Genomic DNA, 16,425 nt, shown 5'->3' with positions numbered 1-16,425 from the left:
GCGCTCGCCCGCGTCCGATGGCGCAGCAAGCATCGCGCCAGCACTCAACGGAAATACCGCGCCTGCAGCGGCAACGTCGCCGCACCGATCGCGCAGGCATCGGCCGGTGCTTCGGCCGGCAACAGTAGCGGCATCGGCCTGGCCTGACCGCGACGCGGCAGGTTGTCGATCTGCACGGCGGCGATCAGGCGCCGGGCCAGGTCGGCCGGCAGGCGGCCACCGAACACGATCGCTTCCGGGTCGCACACCGCGGTGATCGCCGAGACGATCAACGACACCCCCGGCGCGCTGCGCGCGATCCAGCGCTCGATCGCCGGCCAGGTCGGGTCGTAGGCGGCCAGCAGGCTGCGCACGTCGGCAAACGCCACGCCATCGTCGGCCAGCAGTTCGCGCAGCAGTTCCAGCGTGGCGCGTTCGAGCTTCTGCGCCGGCAGCATGCCGGCAAATTCACCGGCATTGCCGCGCGCACCGCGCATGACCTGGCCATCGATGACCAGGCCACCGCCGAACCCGTAGCTGAGGTAGAGGTAGGCAAAGTCGCGATGTCGACGGCCCACGCCCAGCATCGCTTCGCCGGCGGCGGCCACGCTGCCGTCGTTGTCCATCCACACCGGCTGCGCGCAGGCCTGCGCCAGCCACGGTGCCAGGGCGAACTCGCCAAGCGCACGCAGCGGCTCTGGCGGATTGATGCGCCCGTCCTCGCCGGTAAAAAACCCGCTCATCGCCAGCCCGATCCCCAGCCGCGGCCCCACCGCGTGCTCCAGGCCTGCCAGCAGCGCCGCGTCGCCGGCCTGCAGCTGCAGCAACACCGCGTCGGCACTGCGTGCATCCAGCGGCAGCTCGCTGACCGCCAGCACCTGGCCGGCGAAGTCCACCAGCGCCAGGCTCAGCGCGTCGGTGGCGATGGAGACGCCCAAGGTGTGGCCGTGCGCCGGATTCAACGACACCGCCACCCCCGGCTTGCCGCGGCCGGCGCGTGCCACGCCGCTGCCCATGTGGACCATGCCGCGCGCCTGCAGGCCTTCGATCAGGCGCACCGCGGTCTGCACGGTCAACCCGGTGCCGCGGCTGAGGTCGGCGCGGGTGAGCACGCCGGCGAGGCGCAGGCGGTCGAGCATGTCGCGCTCGTTGCGGCTAAGGCTGGGGAAGTTCGGCGAATGCGGCGGCAATGCGACGGTGGCAGTGGACGGCATGGCGAGCGGTGGCACGGGGAGGCGCTAGCTTACCCGTTCCGGCTGAAATAATTAATTCACAGTAAGTTATTAAATTGGCGGCCTCTGCCATCTCCGGTCATCCCATGTCACGTTTGTGCACCCGTCCGTGTCCCCGCCGCTGCCTGCTGGCCCTGTGCGTGAGCGCCAGCCTGGGCGCCCATGCCGCCGAGCCCGTGGTTGCCGCGCCCGCCAGCGACACCGCCCCGGTGCAGCTGGATGCGGTGCAGGTCTCCGGCCAGCACCTGTCGATCCGCCAGGCGATCGGCGCCAAGCGCGAGGCGGCCGTGGTGTCTGACGGCGTGGCCGCCGACGATATTGGTTCGATCCCGGACTTCGGCCTGGGCGAGGCGCTGCAGCGGGTGCCGGGCGTGTCGATGGTGGTCAACAACGGCCGCGGCGAGGCGCAGTTCATGAGCCTGCGCGGCTTCAATCCCGACTACAACAACGTGCTGATCGATGGCGTGGCGCTACCGTCCACCGAGACCAGCCGGCGCGTGCAATCGCTGGACGTGATTCCCGCCTCGCTGGCGCAGCAGGTGGATATCTACAAGACCTTCAACGCCGACATGGACAGCAATGCCATCGGCGGCATCGCCGCGCTGCGCACGCGCAGTGCCTTTGATCACGGCGGCCGCTTTGCCACGGTGCGCGCCAACCTGGCCGATTGGGAAAACCGCCGGCATCTGCAGGGCAGCACGCCGTCCGGGCAGGTGCAGGGCAGCTTCAGCGATACCTTCGGGCCGGACCAGCGCTTCGGCGTGGTGCTGTCGGCCGATTACTTCCGGCGCGATTCCTCCTCGCTGAACACCGCCATCGACAGCTACAGCTATTACGCCAATGGCGTGCGCCAGAACCTCACCCCCGGCCTGGACCCGGACGGCCTGGCGATCGCACCGGACCGTTTCCGCCCGCTCAGTTACGACAACCTGCGCCAGCGCCGCAGTGTCTTTGGCAAGCTGGAATACGACGATGGCCAGGACCTGAAACTGGCCTTCAGCGCGGGCACCTTCGAGCACAGCAACGACGAGCAGCGGCGCTCGCAATGGATCAACCGCGTCGGCAACGCCACGATCACCGATGGCGACCGTGGCCGCTATGCGCAGGGCAGCGCGCAGGTGGATGCCAACCGCTTCGATCAGACGCGCACACTGCGCTACGCGCAACTGGGCGGCAGCTTCCGGCTCAACCCGGAAGGCCATGTGGATGTTGTGCTCAACCGCGCCACCGGCAAGTATCAGCAGGACACCCGCGAGGATGTGTTCAGCGCCGCCGCTTCCGCGCGGCTGGGCTTTGCGTATGCGCTCGGCGATGCTGCGCGCCCGCGCATCGCCTTGAACGACCCGGGGTATTACGGCAATGCGGCCAACTACACGCAGCAGTATTTTCTGACCCGCGTGGAAAAGAGCAGCACCGACACGACAACAGTCAAGCTGGACTACAGCCAGAACGCCGATGCCGATGCGCGCGGTTGGGGCATGCGGACCGGCCTGCAATATCGCGACCTGCAACAGCGCTACAACCTCGATGAAGTACGCCGCAATCCAGCCGGCCGGGTGAGTCTGGCGACGATCGGCACCGATGACGCACGCATCTGCCCGTATGCGGATTTCAGCTGCCTGTTGCTGGTCGACCCGGCCAGGGTCGCCGCCTTCGCTGCCGCCTCGCCAGGTGCCTACGTGCTGGCCAACACCAATGCACGCAACAGCGCGATCAGCGACTTTGGCATCGACGAGCGCAACGGCGCCGCCTATCTCATGGGCACCTGGCATGGCGAGCGGACGCTGGCCACGGCCGGCCTGCGCAACGAATACCTGCAGCGCGCCGTACGCAGCGCGGTGCCGCAGCCCTTGAACAGCACCAGCAACTACCTGCAGCAATCGGCCGACAGCGATCGCCGTTTCCTGCTGCCCTCGGCCAACGTTGCCTGGGACATCACCCCGGCGTTGAAACTGCGCATGGCCGGCAGCCGCACCATTGGCTTGCCCACCTATGCCGACATCGGCCAGAACAGCAGCCCGGTGGTAGATGCCACCGGCTTGACCATCAACCGCAGCATCGCCAATCCGCTGCTGCGCCCGCGCCGCGCGGACAATCTGGACCTGTCGCTGGAATGGTATCCGGACCGCGATTCGCAACTGTCGCTGGCGCTGTTCCACAAGCGCATCGGCGATGAAATCGTGCGCCTGACCAGCACCGATACCCAGCGCGACCCCGGCGGCCTGGTCGGCAGCTACCAGGTCACCACCACCCAGGCGATAAACACCGGTGCTGCGCAGGTGCAGGGCATCGAATTGACCGCCATCGACACGCGCTTCGATTTCCTGCCCGGCGCCTGGTCCAACCTGGGCGCGATGTTCAATGCGACCTTGCTCGACCCGCGCACCGCCGACATGCAGATGGCCGACGGCACGCGCCGCGCGTTGCCCGGCCTGATGGAATCGCCCAAGCGCAGCGCCAATGCCTCGCTGCTGTACGACATCGGCCGGTTCAGTGCACGCGTCAGTGCCAACTACACCGGCCAGCAGTTGCTGTCCGCCGCCACCGACAACCGCGTCAACGACCGCTATTACGATGCGATCACCAGTTACGACGCGCAGCTGGCGTGGAGTTTCAGCAAGCAACTGCGCCTGACCGTCCAGGGCCGCAATCTCAGCAATGCGCGGCTCACCCGCGTGATTGGCGCCGACCAGCAACTGCTGCGCGAGCAGCTCGACAACGGCCGTGCCTACTACCTGGGAGTGGACTATGCGTTCTGATCGCCGCGCCGCATCGGCGCCATTGCATGCAGTGCTTGCACTGCTTGCACTGCTGGCAACGCTGGCCGGCAGCGCCACTGCCGCCGATGCCGCAGTGTCGCCATCCGATGCGACCTTTGTGCCGATGGAGACCCTGGTCAGCGGCGATTGCTGGGGCCAATGGCCAGAGGATGTGCTGGCCGCGGTGAGCCGCTGCAAACCGGCCGAACACAATCGCATCGCCTTGCAGGTGCCGGACGATGCCGATGGCCCGGCACGCGTCGGCGTCGATGCCAAGGCCTGCAGCGGCGCGCGCTGCGCCGGCCTGGCGCAGGTGTTGCAAACCGCGCCCACCCAGCGGCTGCTGCTGCGCACGCCACCGGCACGCATCGACGCGGTGCTGGCCGCGCTGGATCAGGCCCATGCCCGCGCGCGCGTCAGCATCGAGCCGCTGGTGCAGCCGGTGCCGGCGCCCGGCGCGCCGATCACGCTGGCGCCGGGCATCCGCTACTGGCGGCAGGCCGTGCGTGGGCCACAAACGGTGATGCTGCATATCGCCGAAGTCGATCTCGCCACGCCCGGGCTGCAACTGGTCGGCACGCGCGGCGAGCGCAGCGGCGGTGGCGAGTTCCTGGCCAACCCCACCACCGCGTTCGTACGCGACGGCGAGCTGGCCCTGGCGATCAATGCCGATTACTTCCTGCCGTTCGACGGCGGGCATCTGTTCGACAAGGCATTCGTGCCCGCCGCAGGGCAGGGCGTCACTGCCGAAGGTCTGGCGATCGACGCTGGCCATCTCGATTCGGCCGCCGCCACCAGCGATGCACGGGTCAACGCGGCGTTGTGCGTGAGCACGCGCAATGCGGTCGGCATCGTGCGCGGCAGTTGCCCGCCCGGCACCCGTCTGGGTGTGGGTGCCGGCCCGCTGCTGCTGCTCGACGGCAAGCGCCAGCCACGCGAGGCCAGCCGCGCCGAGTACTACGACGGCCCCGAGCCACGCAGCGCGCTGGGCCTGGATCGCGCGCGCAGGAAGCTGTGGATGGTGGTCGCCGATGGCCGCCAGCCCGGCTATAGCGCCGGCATCAGCCTGGACGCGCTGACCGCAGTGCTGCAGCAGCTCGGCGCCACATCCGCCATCAACCTGGACGGCGGCGGCTCCAGCACCCTGGCCGCGCGCGTGGACGGCCGCGTGCGTGCCCTCAATCGCCCCATCCACACCGGCATCCCGGGGCGCGAGCGCCCGGTCGCCAACCAGCTCGGCGTGCGCATCGCCCCGCGGCCCTGAGCACACTCCGGCGGCGCGGTACCATTGGTGGTTTGAACCACGGTCCGCGCCACGCCATGAAGATTGCCTCCTGGAACGTCAACTCGCTCAACGTGCGCCTGCCGCACCTGCAACAGTGGCTGGGCACGTTCGCGCCCGACGTGGTCGGCATCCAGGAAACCAAGCTGGAAGACCACAAGTTTCCGGATGCGGCGCTGGCCGCTGCCGGCTATCGCAGCGTGTTCTGCGGGCAGAAGACCTACAACGGCGTGGCGATCCTGTCGCGCTCGCCGGCGCTGGACGTGCAGATGGGCATCCCCGGTTTCGACGATGTGCAGCAGCGCGTGATCGCCGCCACCGTCGACGGCGTGCGCATCGTCAACCTGTATGTGGTCAACGGCCAGGACGTGGGCACCGACAAGTACGCCTACAAGCTGCGCTGGCTGGCCGCGGTGCACGACTGGCTGGCGCAGGAACTGCACAAGTATCCGCAGCTGGTGGTGCTGGGCGACTTCAACATCGCCCCGGATGCGCGCGATGTGCACGATCCGGCAGTGTGGAACGAGCACCACATCCTTACCTCCACCGCCGAGCGCGCTGCGCTGGAACAACTGCTGGCGCTGGGCCTGCACGATGCGTTCCGGCTGCATCATGAGCAAGCCGAGCAGTTCAGCTGGTGGGATTACCGCCAGGCCGGATTCCGCCGCAATCTGGGCCTGCGCATCGATCTGACCCTGGTCTCGGAGGCCTTGCGCGCACGCGCGGTGGACGCGGGCATCGACCGCGAACCGCGCACCTGGGAGCGCCCCAGCGACCATGCACCGGCCTGGGTGCGCCTGGCCGAGGCGGGCGCATGAGCGAGCGGCATCTGCGGCGTAGCACGCACAAGGTCGGTGAGGTCACCCTGGGGCCGGTGCATCGGCTGAGTTGCCACTGCGGCGCGGTGCAGATCGATCTGGATCTGCCGCACGGCCTGCTCGATCCGCGCCGTTGCGACTGCTCGATGTGCCGCCGCCGTGGTGCCATCGTCGCCTCGGTGACGCTGGACGGCCTGCACGTGCTGCAGGGCGAGGATGTGCTGCGGCTGTATCAGTTCAACACGCATGCGGCGGCGCATTACTTCTGCGGTGTGTGCGGCATCTACACGCATCACCGGCGACGCTCCAATCCCAACGAGTACGGCTACAACGTCGGCTGCCTGGAGGGCGTCAATCCCTATGCGTTGAACATCGCCGTGCCGGTGGAAGATGGGGTGCACCATCCGCTGGATCGTGCTCCGGTCGATGGCTGAAACGACAACGCCCGGGCAAGCCCGGGCGTTGGATGTTCCATCAGTGGATGCGTGCTTAGCGCACGCGGCCACGGGTGAACAGATTGACGATTGCCAGCAGGATCACCGCGCCCACCAGCGACCATACGAAGGTCCACAGCGTGATGGCCTGATTGATGCCGCCACCGAACAGGAACCCGGCAATCAGTGCGCCGACGATGCCGACCACGATATTGAGAATGATGCCTTGCTGCGCATCGCGACGCATGATGATGCTGGCCAGCCAACCCACAATGCCGCCGACGATCAACCAGATGATGATGCCCATGTTGCCGAACTCCTCATGCGATTGCACCGGAAGTAGTGCATGGGCGCCATTCAACGCAGACCGGCGTGAAGTGACTGTCGAGCGCGGTGGCACGCGCATGCGGCTGTTGTGCTTGGTGCACGCAGCGTGACAGCGCACGCAAGCTGGCACATCGGCCCGGTGCAGCTGTGGCTGCGTCCGCACCGGCATGGCGAGCGTGGCGAACCGCAGGCGCGCGAGTTGCTGGGCCAGGCCCTGGCGCTGGAACCTGCCCAGGTGCCGCTGCGGCGTGACGAGCGCGGGCGGCCGTCGCTGCAGCCAGCCCTGCCCGACCGGGACACCGGCTGGAGCCATAGCGGCGATTATCTGCTGGTCGGCCTGGGGCAGGGCGTGCGGCTGGGAGTGGATCTGGAGCGCATCCGCGCGCGCCCGCGTCTGCTGGAAATCGCGCAGCGATTTTTTCATGCCGACGAAATCGCATTGCTGGCCAGCCTGCAGCCGGACGCGCAACAGGCGCTGTTTTTCCGCCTGTGGTGCGCCAAGGAAGCGCTGCTCAAGGCGTACGGGCATGGCCTGTCGTTTGGCCTGCATCGGCTCGCCTACGCAGTGGCGCCCGACGGCGCATTGCAGTTGCAGTGGTGCGACCCCGCGCTCGGCCATGCCGCGCAATGGCAGTTACACGAATGGTGGGCCGCACCGGACTGCCGCGCTGCGCTGGCGTTCTACCCCTTGCCGGCCGAATAGGCGCGGCGATCGCTTCACTGTGTGGCTGCAGCGCAAGCGCGCGTTGCATCCCAGACCTTGATGCAGCACGTGCCGGCCGTGGATGCTTGCCGTAGCGGCCCGACTGGCGTTTCAGGCATGTTCCGGCCGCGTCGCAGCGTGCGGCAAAATCGGCTGACGGAACTGCGCTACCCCATCCAGATTGCGCAAGGTCACCGTCAGCACGCCGGTGCGTGCATCGATCTCCACTTCGCCAAAGAACTGAAATCCTGCCAGTGGCGAGAGGTTTGGCGCCGGCGGTGCTTTCTGGAAGATCACCGTCGGGCCAAAGGTGGCATCGAGTGCATTCGGGCCGAAGCTGCCGGCATTGAGCGGACCGGCCACGAACTCCCAGAACGGTTCGAACTGCTGAAATGCCGCCCGATCCGGGTGGTAGTAATGCGCCGCGCAATAATGCACATCGGCAGTCAGCCACAGCGTGTTGCGAATGCGCGCTGTGCTGATGAAACGCAGCAGCGTGGCGATCTCCTGTTCGCGTCCACGCGGCACGCCCGGATCGCCGTTGGCGATCGCCTCCCAGCGCGCGCGGCCTGCGGCGTCCTGCCCATCGGGCACCTGCAGGCCGATCGGCATGTCGGCGGCAATCACCTTCCATTGCGCGCGCGAGCCGGCCAGTTCGCGCTGCAGCCAGGCCAGTTGCTGCGGGCCCAGAAAGGCCGCGTCCGCGCCCGGTTGCTGCTGCAGGTTGTCGCTGTTGGCGCCGCGATAGCTGCGCATGTCCAGCACGAATACATCCAGCAGCGGGCCATAACTGATCTTGCGGTAGATGCGCCCGTTGCCATCGGCATGCACACCGCGCATCGGCGCGTATTCCAGAAATGCCTGACGCGCACGACCGGCCAGCACCCCGATATCGCGCACCTGATAGCGCTCGTCCAGCTGCTTGCCGGGCGACCAGTTGTTGGTGGTTTCGTGGTCGTCCCACTGCCAGACCTGCGCCACCTCGGCATTGAAGCGACGCACATGCTCATCGAGCAGGTTGTAGCGGTAGTTGCCGCGGAATTCGTCCAGCGTTTCGGCCACCTTGCTCTTGGCCGCAGTGGTGAGGTTGCGCCAGCGCTTGCCCTCTTCCACGATCAGCTCGGCCGGTATCGGGCCGTCGGCATAGATGGTGTCGCCGCTGTGCAGGAAGAAATCCGGGTTGCGCTCGCGCATCGCGCTGTAGATGCGCATGCCGCCGATGTCCGGATTGATGCCGAAGCCCTGGCCGACGGTGTCGCCACTCCAGACAAAGCGCACATCGCCACGCGCCTGCGGCGCACTGCGCAGATGGCCGTGCACCGGTGCGCTTAAGACGCCGTTGTCGGCATCTTCGAAGCGCACCCGGTAGAAGATGTCCTGATCGCGCGGCAGTGCGCCCAGATCCACCCGCGCAGTGAAATCGTGCGCCGGCGAAGCCACCGGCCCATCCACGCGACGCGCCTGACGCAGGCTCGGGCGCGTATCCCATTCCACCCGCAGCCGCGCCGGCCGATCGCAGCGGCTCCACAGCAACGCCCGGCCATCCACGACATCGCCGCTCTGCACCCTATCGGTGATCAGCGGCCGCCCGGACGGCGCAGCCAGACTGCGCGTGGACCAACCGGCAGTGGCCGGCAGCAACAAGCCGGCACCCAGCCCTTGCAACACGCGGCGGCGGGCGGGATCGGAGGCGGTCATGGCATCCTCGAACGTCTGGCAGCGGCGCCCAGATATAGCGCCGCCGTCTTACCGGCGCGTGTCCATTGCGCTGCACGACGCGCCCGGCCTGTGGGGATGGATGCAGTCACCGCGTTGTGCAGCACGCATCGCAAGCTCTGCGCGGCAAGGTCGTGGCAAGGCGGTTCACGCGTGCTGCGACAGTCGTGGAGATCGGCAAAGGCAAGTTGTGGTGGATGGTGAGGCAGGAGGTCGCCACTACCCGCGGCAGCGCAGCGCAGGCTCACGCCTCTACCGCACCGGCCTTGCCGTCTTCGACCACAAAGCGCTTCAACGTCGAGACGGTGGCATCGCGGTCGCGGCGGTCGGAGATGCCTTGCAGGCGCGTGTCCATCCGGCCCGGCGTCAGCGTCACCGAGACATAGCCGCGGGTTTCGCCTTCGGCGTAGTGCACGTGTGGATTGAGCGCCATGGTCTGTTGCAGCTCGGCGTTGCTCTGGCCGTCGGAGGTGATCGAGGTGCCGACGAATTCGGTGGCCAGCGTCGGCGAGTCCGGGTTGGCCGGATCGGCCTTCAGATCGGTGACCCAGTACGAGTGGATGTCGCCGCCCCAGAACACCGGGTTGCGCAGTCGTGTGGTGGCGATGGCATCGAGCATGCGGGTGCGCGTGGCCGGGTAGCCGTCCCAGCCGTCGGTCCAGTGTCCGAACACGCCGTCGCGGCCGTGCTGGTTCATCGGTGCCACCAATAGATCCTGCGCAATCACGTTCCAGCGCGCGGCCGACTGCGCGAAGGCGCCATGCAGCCAGCGCTCCTGTTCCCAGCCGAGCATGCTGCGGCGTGGGTCGGTGCGTTCGTGGCAACTGTCATCCACCACATGCCCGCCGCGCCAGCCGTTGGCCTGCGGGCAGGGTTGTTCGCTGCGGTACTGGCGCCCGTCGAGCACGTAGAAGCGCGCCAGCTGGCCGTAGTCCAGCGAGCGGTAGATGCGCATGTCGGCACCATGCGGGCGACTGCGTGCGCGCAGCGGGAAGTGTTCGTAAAAGGCACGGTAGGCGGCCGCGCGCCGGGCCAGGAACATGTCGACCGCAATCGACGGGTCCTGCGACCAGCGGTTGGCGTAATCGTTCTGCACCTCGTGGTCGTCCCAGGTCGCCACGCAGGCGCTGCCGGCGTGCAGCGCCTGCAGATCGGCATCGGTGCGGTACAGCGCATAGCGGTTGCGGTAGCCGGCCAGATCCAGGCACTCGCCGCTGCCATGCGGGCGCACGATCTTGTTCGCTGCCTCGCCGTGGTTGCTGTATTCGTAGATGTAATCGCCGAGGAAGAACACCAGGTCCGGCTGTTCGGCGGCCAGGTGGCGGTAGGCGCTGAAATAGCCCAGCTCCCAGTGCGAGCAGGACACAAAACCCAGCCGTGCGGCATCCGGCAACTGGTGCGGCGCCGGCAAGGTGCGTGCGCTGCCGACGGCGCTGCGCGCGCCCAGCGCCTGGAAGCAGTACCAGTACGGGCGATCGGCGGCCAGGCCGGCGACCTCCACATGCACCGCATGGCCCCAGGCCGGGCTGGCGACGGTCTGGCCCTGGCGCACGATGCGGCGCATGCCCGGGTCGCTGGCCACCTGCCAGCGCACCTGTACCGGGGCGGTCAGCCCGCCGCGTCCATCCGGCTCCAGCGGGCGCGGCGCCAGCCGGGTCCAGATGACAAAGCCGTCGGCCAGCGGGTCGCCCGCGGCCACGCCCAGGGTGAACGGGTCCGGGCTGCCGCTGGCACGCGCGAACGGGCTGAGCAGCCCGGCGGCCGCCAGCCCGGCACCGGCGACGAGAAGACGGCGGCGGCCGTGATCCACGGCGGCAGCTGCGTTGCCGGGGCCGGGCAGGGGCGAAGCGGAAGACGGGTCGATCAAGGACATGGGCACAAAAGCGATCTAGCGGACGCGACCATAGTGCGACCGGCGGATGTCCGTTCAATGGCAGCGGCAGTGGTGTCGCTGCTGGCGCAGGCTTGCCTGCGTCATCGGCTGCGGATGGCGGATACGGATACGGGTGTGCCACCGCGGCGGGTGACCCTGCCCACAGTGATGCCCATACGCCGGTGCAGCGGCGGCTGTCGTGCGTGGCAGGTCTTGCGGCATCGCAGGCCTGGACGTTGTGCTGGGCAAGTTCACGTACGTCGGCTTGCGGCCCACGCGCTCACGTGCCACGCATCGCTACCATGCGCGTCACGCACGCACCTGCACGCCAGCCAGCTGCGATAATCGCGGCATGAACGATGCCGCACTTCCCCCCGATGTAGCCGCTGCGCTGGCCAACGGCCTGCAGGCCCAATCCCTGGATGCGGCCTTTGCCGCGCCGTTGTTGCGCTATCTGACGCTGCTGGTGCGTTGGAACAAGACCTACAACCTCACCGCCGTGCGCGACCCGCGCGAGATGGTCACCCGCCATCTGCTCGATTCGCTGGCCATGCAGCCCTACATCGCCAGCGGCACGCTGGCCGATCTGGGCACCGGCCCCGGCCTGCCCGGCATCCCGCTGGCGATCACCCGCCCGCAGCTGCAGGTGACCCTGGTGGAAAGCAACGGCAAGAAGGCCCGCTTCATGCGCGAGGCGCTGCGCCAGCTGGCGCTGGGCAACGCGCGCGTGGCGGAATCGCGCGCCGAGGCGCTGGACGAGCCGGCCGCCTACGACCATCTCACCGCGCGGGCGCTGGACACGCTGGCCGGCATCATTGACGTCGGCGGCCACCTGCTGCGCCCGGGCGGCAGCCTGCTGGCGATGAAGGGCGTCTACCCGCACGAAGAAATCGCCGCACTGCCCACCGGCTGGACGGTGGGCGAGGTGCATCCGCTGCAGGTGCCCGGTCTGGACGGCGAGCGGCATCTGGTGGTGGTGCGCAAGGCAGGCTGAGGCGGTCGGCCTGTCCGGTCGCGCGCCCCCAATCCCCGCGCTGGGACTTCCGGCCCATGGCAGCTGCCGCCCGGGCTGCCATGATCGAACGTTCGATCCGAACGCAGGCCGCCCGCACGTGACATCTCCTCTCGCCGCCGCACTTTCGCTCGCCCTGCTGGGCGCAAGCTTCGCCGCCACCTCGGCGCAGGCCGCCGCACCAGCACCAGTGGCGCCTGCCACGCTGACCGCCGAGCGCCCCGCCGATGCGCGCTTCCGCGCCATCTACGAAAAAGAGTGGAGCTGGCGCCAGGCCGAGACCGGCCAGGCCGACGAAGACAGCGACACCACCGGCGACAATACCCATCTGCCCGATGTCGGCCCGGCCGCGCAGCAGGCGCGCCTGGCGGTCTGGGACGGCGTGCTCAAGCAGCTCGACGGCATCGACCCGAAACAGCTCTCGCCCGCCAACCAGGTCAACTACGCCATCTACCGCCCGCAGGTGGAAAACCTCGCCGCCGAGGTGCGCCTGCGCCTGTACGAGATGCCGTTCAATTCGGACAGCTCGTTCTGGTCCAATCTCGGCTTCATGGCGCAGCGGCCGATGAAGACCGCTGCCGAGTACCGCGCCTATATCGCGCGCCTCAACGATGTGCCGCGCTACTTCGAGCAGCAGACCGCCAACATGCGCGCCGGCCTGGCGCGCGGGTTCAGCGTGCCGCGCGCGGTGCTGGATGGCCGCGACGTTTCCATCGCCACCGTGGCCGATGTCAAGGATCCCACCGCGTCCAGCTTCTACGCGCCGTTCAAGCAGCTGCCGGCGCAGATCCCCGCCGCCGAACAGGTGCAGTTGCGCGAACAGGCCAAGGCCGCGCTGAGCAATGCAGTGCTGCCGGCCTACAGCAAGCTGCTGAGCTTTTTCCGCGACGAGTACATGCCCAAGGCGCGCACCACGCTGGCGGCCGAAGCGCTGCCCGACGGCAAGGCGTTCTATCGCCAGCAGATCCGCGAATACACCACGCTGGACCTGACTCCCGAGCAGATCCACAAGATCGGCCTGGACGAGGTGGCGCGCATCCAGGCGCAGATGGACGCGATCATCAAGCAGGTCGGTTTCAAGGGCAGCTTCGCGCAGTTCCTGACCTTCCTGCGCACCGATCCGCAGTTCTACGCCAAGACCCCGCAGGAACTGCTCGATCGCGCCGCGTGGATTTCCAAGCGGGTGGACGGGCAGGTCGGCAGGTTCATCGGCACGCTGCCGCGCGGGCGCTTCACCATCAAGCCGGTGCCGGACGATATCGCCCCGTTCTGGACCGCCGGCCGCGGCGGCGCCACCACCTACTGGGTCAATACCTACAACCTGCCGTCGCGGCCGTTGTACAACCTGCCGGCGCTGACCCTGCACGAGTCCTCGCCCGGGCATTCGCTGCAGGGCTCGCTGGCGCTGGAGCAGGGCGACCAGCCGGCGTTCCGCCGCGAAAACTACATCTCTGCTTATGGCGAAGGTTGGGCGCTGTACACCGAAAAGCTCGGCCAGGAGATGGGCATCTACGAGACCCCGTACGAGGAATTCGGCCGGCTCACCTACGAAATGTGGCGCGCCTGCCGGCTGGTGATCGACACCGGCGTGCACCACGACGGCTGGAGCCGCGAGCAGGCGCTGGCTTACCTGCGCGACCGCACCGCGCTGAGCGAGCACGAGGTCACCACCGAGGTGGACCGCTACATCTCCTGGCCCGGCCAGGCGCTGAGCTACAAGCTGGGCGAGATCAGCATCGTCAAGCTGCGCGCCGAGGCCGAACAGCAGCTGGGCGACCGCTTCGACATCAAGGCCTTCCACGACGCGGTGCTGAAGCAGGGCTCGGTGACCTTGCCGGTGCTGGAGCAGCAGGTGCGCGCCTTCATCGCCGAGAGCAAGGCGCGCCCGGCAACGTCCAAGCCCAGCGCCGCCGCGCCCTGACCCAGGTCACCGGTCCGCTCCACGTAGGAGCGGACCCGGCCGCGACGCTGTCCCGACCCTGGCGCCGCCATGGCCTCGATCCAGGTCCAGGTAATCGTCGGCAGCTTCTCGCCGGCCCGGGCGCTGTCTGCGATCAACCAGCATGTAGGCGGAGTGCCATCGAGCTGACCAGGACGGCGTCGCGGCCAGGTCCGCTCCTACGGCTGTCCGTGCTGCTGCGTCGCGCCCGCCTGTTGCGCCTGATGGCGCTGGCCAAACGGTCCGCTCCACGTAGGAGCGGACCCGGCCGCGACGCCGTCCCGCCCCCGGCGCCGTCATGGCTTGAATCATCAGGTGATCGCTGGCGACCGACGTTACGCGCGCTGTGCGCGCGCAACCGGCATCCTGGTGTGATGCCATCGATCCGACCGGATGGCGTCGCGGCCAGGTCCGCTCCTACGACGCTGCGCGCCAGGCCGTGCATGCGATTGTGTAACTGCCCCGGCCCCGATACGCTGCGCCCATGCTGCTGCGTCGCGCCCGCCTGTTGCACCCCTTGCTGCGCCTGATGGCGCTGGCGGTGCTGGCCATGGGCGTGCTGGTCGCACCGGTGGCCTGCGCGCTGGGCGATGTGCATGCGCTGGCGCACGACCAGATGCACCTGGAAGACACCGCGCCGCACGGCCATGACGGTGCCGACGAAGGCGATGCCGGCGAGCGCGATGGGGCCGGCCTGATGCACGCCCTGATGCATAGCGGCTACTGCCACGGCCAGAATCCGGCCGTCTTGCCGGCACTGGCCTGGCTGCCGTTGTCCACGCACACGCAGGCCCAGCCCGTGGCCGTGCTCGCGTACTACCGCTCGCATCTGAGCGAGACCGGATTGCGTCCCCCGATCGCGGCCTGATGCATCGCCGGCGGCTGCCGGCCTGTCCATCGATCCCGATTCCGGAGACACCCTCATGTGGTTGCGACTGACGGCACTTGCCGTCTTCGCGGTCGTGCCGTGCGCCATGGCGCAGGACGTACCGCCCAAGCCCGTGCTGACCCTGGACGACGCCATCGCGCGCGTCGCCCGGCAGCACCCCGACCTGCGCCTGGCCGATGGCCAGCGCGCGGTCCTCACCGCCGAAGCCGAGCGCGACGCGTTGCGTCCGCCGTTGCGCATCGGCGCCGAACTGGAAAACGTGTTCGGCAGCGGCCCGACCCGCGCGCTGGACCAGGCCGAACTCACCGTCACCCTGGCCGGCGTGCTGGAACGGGGCGGCAAGCTGGACGCGCGCCGCACCCTGGCCCAGGCGCGCATCGATGCACTGGCCCCGCAGCGGGCGCTGGCGCGGCTGGACGTGCTGGCCGAAGTCGCCCGGCGCTATCTCGCCATCGGCATGGCCGCGCAACGGCATGCGGCTGCGCTGGAAACCCTGGCCCAGCGCCAACGCACCGTCAGTGCCGCGCGCCAGCGGCTGCAGGCCGGCGCATCGCCCGAATCGGTGCTGCTGACCGCCCAGGCCCTGCAGGCGCGCGCGGAACTGGAGCGCGATCGCGCGCAGCAGGAGCTGCTGGCTGTACGCCGCCAGCTGGCGGTGCTGTGGGGCCAGCGCACGCCTGACTTCGGCGATGTCACCGGCGACCCATTGCAGCTGCCGGCGATTCCCGAATTCGAGGTGCTGGCGCAGCTGCTCGATGCCACTCCCGAACTGGCGCGCTTGAACGGTGAGCAGCGCGTGCGCGAGGCGCGGGTGCGGCTGGCACGCAGCCAGGTGCGCCCCGACCTGGACTGGCAGGTGGGCGTGCGCCGGCTCGAAGCCAATGACGCCACCGCACTGCTCGGCAGCGTCTCACTGGCGCTGGGCAGCGCCGCGCGTGCGCAACCGGAGATCCGCGCCGCCGAAGCGGAGCTGTCGTTACTGGAGATCGAACGCCAATCGCAGGCACTGGCGCTCTACACGACGCTGGCCGACGCGCATGGCCGCTACCGCGCCGCGCAGCTGGAAGTGGCGCGCATGCGCAGCGATGTACTGCCCGCACTTGCGCGCGCCGATGCCGCCGCCGAGCGTGCGTACCGCGCCGGTGCCACCAGTTATCTGGACTGGGCGCAGCTGCAGGCACAGCGCAGCGATGCACGCCAGCAGCAACTGGCCGCCGCATTGGAAGCGCAGACCGCATTGATCGAAATCCAGCGCCTGACCGGGCAGCCGTTCGTGGCCGACAGCACTGCGCAGGTGGGGCCATGAGCGCTACCTCCGCTGCGCATTTTCGCCCTGCCTGCCTGCGTCCGCCTGGAGCCGCTGCGTCGGTACCGGCCTCGACGCTTGCAACCGCATCGGCATCCAGCAGTCGCCAAGCGCTGCGCGCGCCTACTGCGCATCCAAGACATCCAGCGCACACCT

General features: G+C 68.6%; 13 protein-coding genes. 9 read left to right on the top strand and 4 right to left on the bottom strand.

What is annotated here, in order from left to right; all coding sequences use genetic code 11:
- Positions 1-44: 44 nt before the first annotated feature.
- The gene (locus tag KHN93_RS20470) at positions 45-1,193 is read right to left on the bottom strand and encodes an ROK family protein (RefSeq protein ID WP_211921249.1); all 1,149 of its coding nucleotides are present in this window, start codon (positions 1,191-1,193) and stop codon (positions 45-47) included.
- 158 nt (positions 1,194-1,351) lie between these two features.
- On the opposite strand from KHN93_RS20470, the gene KHN93_RS20465 reads away from it, so the two are divergent.
- From KHN93_RS20465 to KHN93_RS20450, 4 genes are read left to right on the top strand one after another with little or no spacing between them, the layout of a single operon-like run.
- Positions 1,352-3,970 carry a TonB-dependent receptor gene (locus KHN93_RS20465; RefSeq protein ID WP_244812160.1) on the top strand — a complete coding sequence of 873 codons (2,619 nt, stop codon included), beginning with the start codon at positions 1,352-1,354 and terminating at the stop codon, positions 3,968-3,970.
- Positions 3,960-5,234, top strand: coding sequence for a phosphodiester glycosidase family protein (locus KHN93_RS20460; RefSeq protein WP_211921245.1), 1,275 nt, complete (start codon positions 3,960-3,962; stop codon positions 5,232-5,234). Before KHN93_RS20465 ends, KHN93_RS20460 begins: the two co-directional genes overlap by 11 nt.
- 56 nt (positions 5,235-5,290) lie before the next feature.
- A complete protein-coding gene (xth, locus tag KHN93_RS20455; protein ID WP_039814811.1) occupies positions 5,291-6,070 on the top strand; it encodes an exodeoxyribonuclease III in 780 nt (259 codons plus the stop codon).
- Positions 6,067-6,504 (top strand): GFA family protein, encoded by a 438-nt coding sequence (locus tag KHN93_RS20450; protein ID WP_016901809.1) that lies wholly within the window; start codon positions 6,067-6,069, stop codon positions 6,502-6,504. Before xth ends, KHN93_RS20450 begins: the two co-directional genes overlap by 4 nt.
- Before the next feature lie 55 nt (positions 6,505-6,559).
- Here KHN93_RS20450 and KHN93_RS20445 read toward each other — a convergent pair whose 3' ends face one another.
- A complete protein-coding gene (locus tag KHN93_RS20445) occupies positions 6,560-6,811 on the bottom strand; it encodes a GlsB/YeaQ/YmgE family stress response membrane protein (protein ID WP_016901812.1) in 252 nt (83 codons plus the stop codon).
- 126 nt (positions 6,812-6,937) lie between these two features.
- Here KHN93_RS20445 and KHN93_RS20440 point away from each other — a divergent pair, with 126 nt between their 5' ends.
- Complete coding sequence (locus KHN93_RS20440; RefSeq protein WP_167706167.1) at positions 6,938-7,534, top strand: 4'-phosphopantetheinyl transferase family protein; 597 nt, start codon at positions 6,938-6,940, stop codon at positions 7,532-7,534.
- Positions 7,535-7,645: 111 nt separating this feature from the next.
- Here KHN93_RS20440 and KHN93_RS20435 read toward each other — a convergent pair whose 3' ends face one another.
- Both KHN93_RS20435 and KHN93_RS20430 read right to left on the bottom strand, forming a co-directional pair.
- On the bottom strand, positions 7,646-9,232 hold the full coding sequence (locus tag KHN93_RS20435) for an alkaline phosphatase D family protein (RefSeq protein WP_211921243.1): 1,587 nt from the start codon (positions 9,230-9,232) through the stop codon (positions 7,646-7,648).
- A gap of 262 nt (positions 9,233-9,494) precedes the next feature.
- Positions 9,495-11,123, bottom strand: coding sequence for an alkaline phosphatase D family protein (locus tag KHN93_RS20430; protein ID WP_211921241.1), 1,629 nt, complete (start codon positions 11,121-11,123; stop codon positions 9,495-9,497).
- Between the two features lie 352 nt (positions 11,124-11,475).
- On the opposite strand from KHN93_RS20430, the gene rsmG reads away from it, so the two are divergent.
- From rsmG to KHN93_RS20410, 4 genes are all read left to right on the top strand, one after another.
- Positions 11,476-12,117, top strand: coding sequence for a 16S rRNA (guanine(527)-N(7))-methyltransferase RsmG (gene rsmG / locus KHN93_RS20425; RefSeq protein ID WP_211921239.1), 642 nt, complete (start codon positions 11,476-11,478; stop codon positions 12,115-12,117).
- Between the two features lie 118 nt (positions 12,118-12,235).
- Positions 12,236-14,056: a DUF885 domain-containing protein gene (locus KHN93_RS20420; RefSeq protein ID WP_211921238.1), complete on the top strand. Its 1,821-nt coding sequence runs from the start codon at positions 12,236-12,238 to the stop codon at positions 14,054-14,056.
- A 502-nt stretch (positions 14,057-14,558) separates the two neighbouring features.
- Positions 14,559-14,942, top strand: coding sequence for a hypothetical protein (locus KHN93_RS20415; protein WP_016902720.1), 384 nt, complete (start codon positions 14,559-14,561; stop codon positions 14,940-14,942).
- A gap of 55 nt (positions 14,943-14,997) precedes the next feature.
- A complete protein-coding gene (locus KHN93_RS20410) occupies positions 14,998-16,269 on the top strand; it encodes a TolC family protein (RefSeq protein ID WP_211921236.1) in 1,272 nt (423 codons plus the stop codon).
- Positions 16,270-16,425 lie beyond the last annotated feature (156 nt).

Source organism: Xanthomonas arboricola pv. juglandis (assembly GCF_905367715.1).
Lineage (GTDB): Bacteria > Pseudomonadota > Gammaproteobacteria > Xanthomonadales > Xanthomonadaceae > Xanthomonas > Xanthomonas arboricola.
This window is presented reverse-complemented; position numbering and strand designations above follow the sequence as displayed.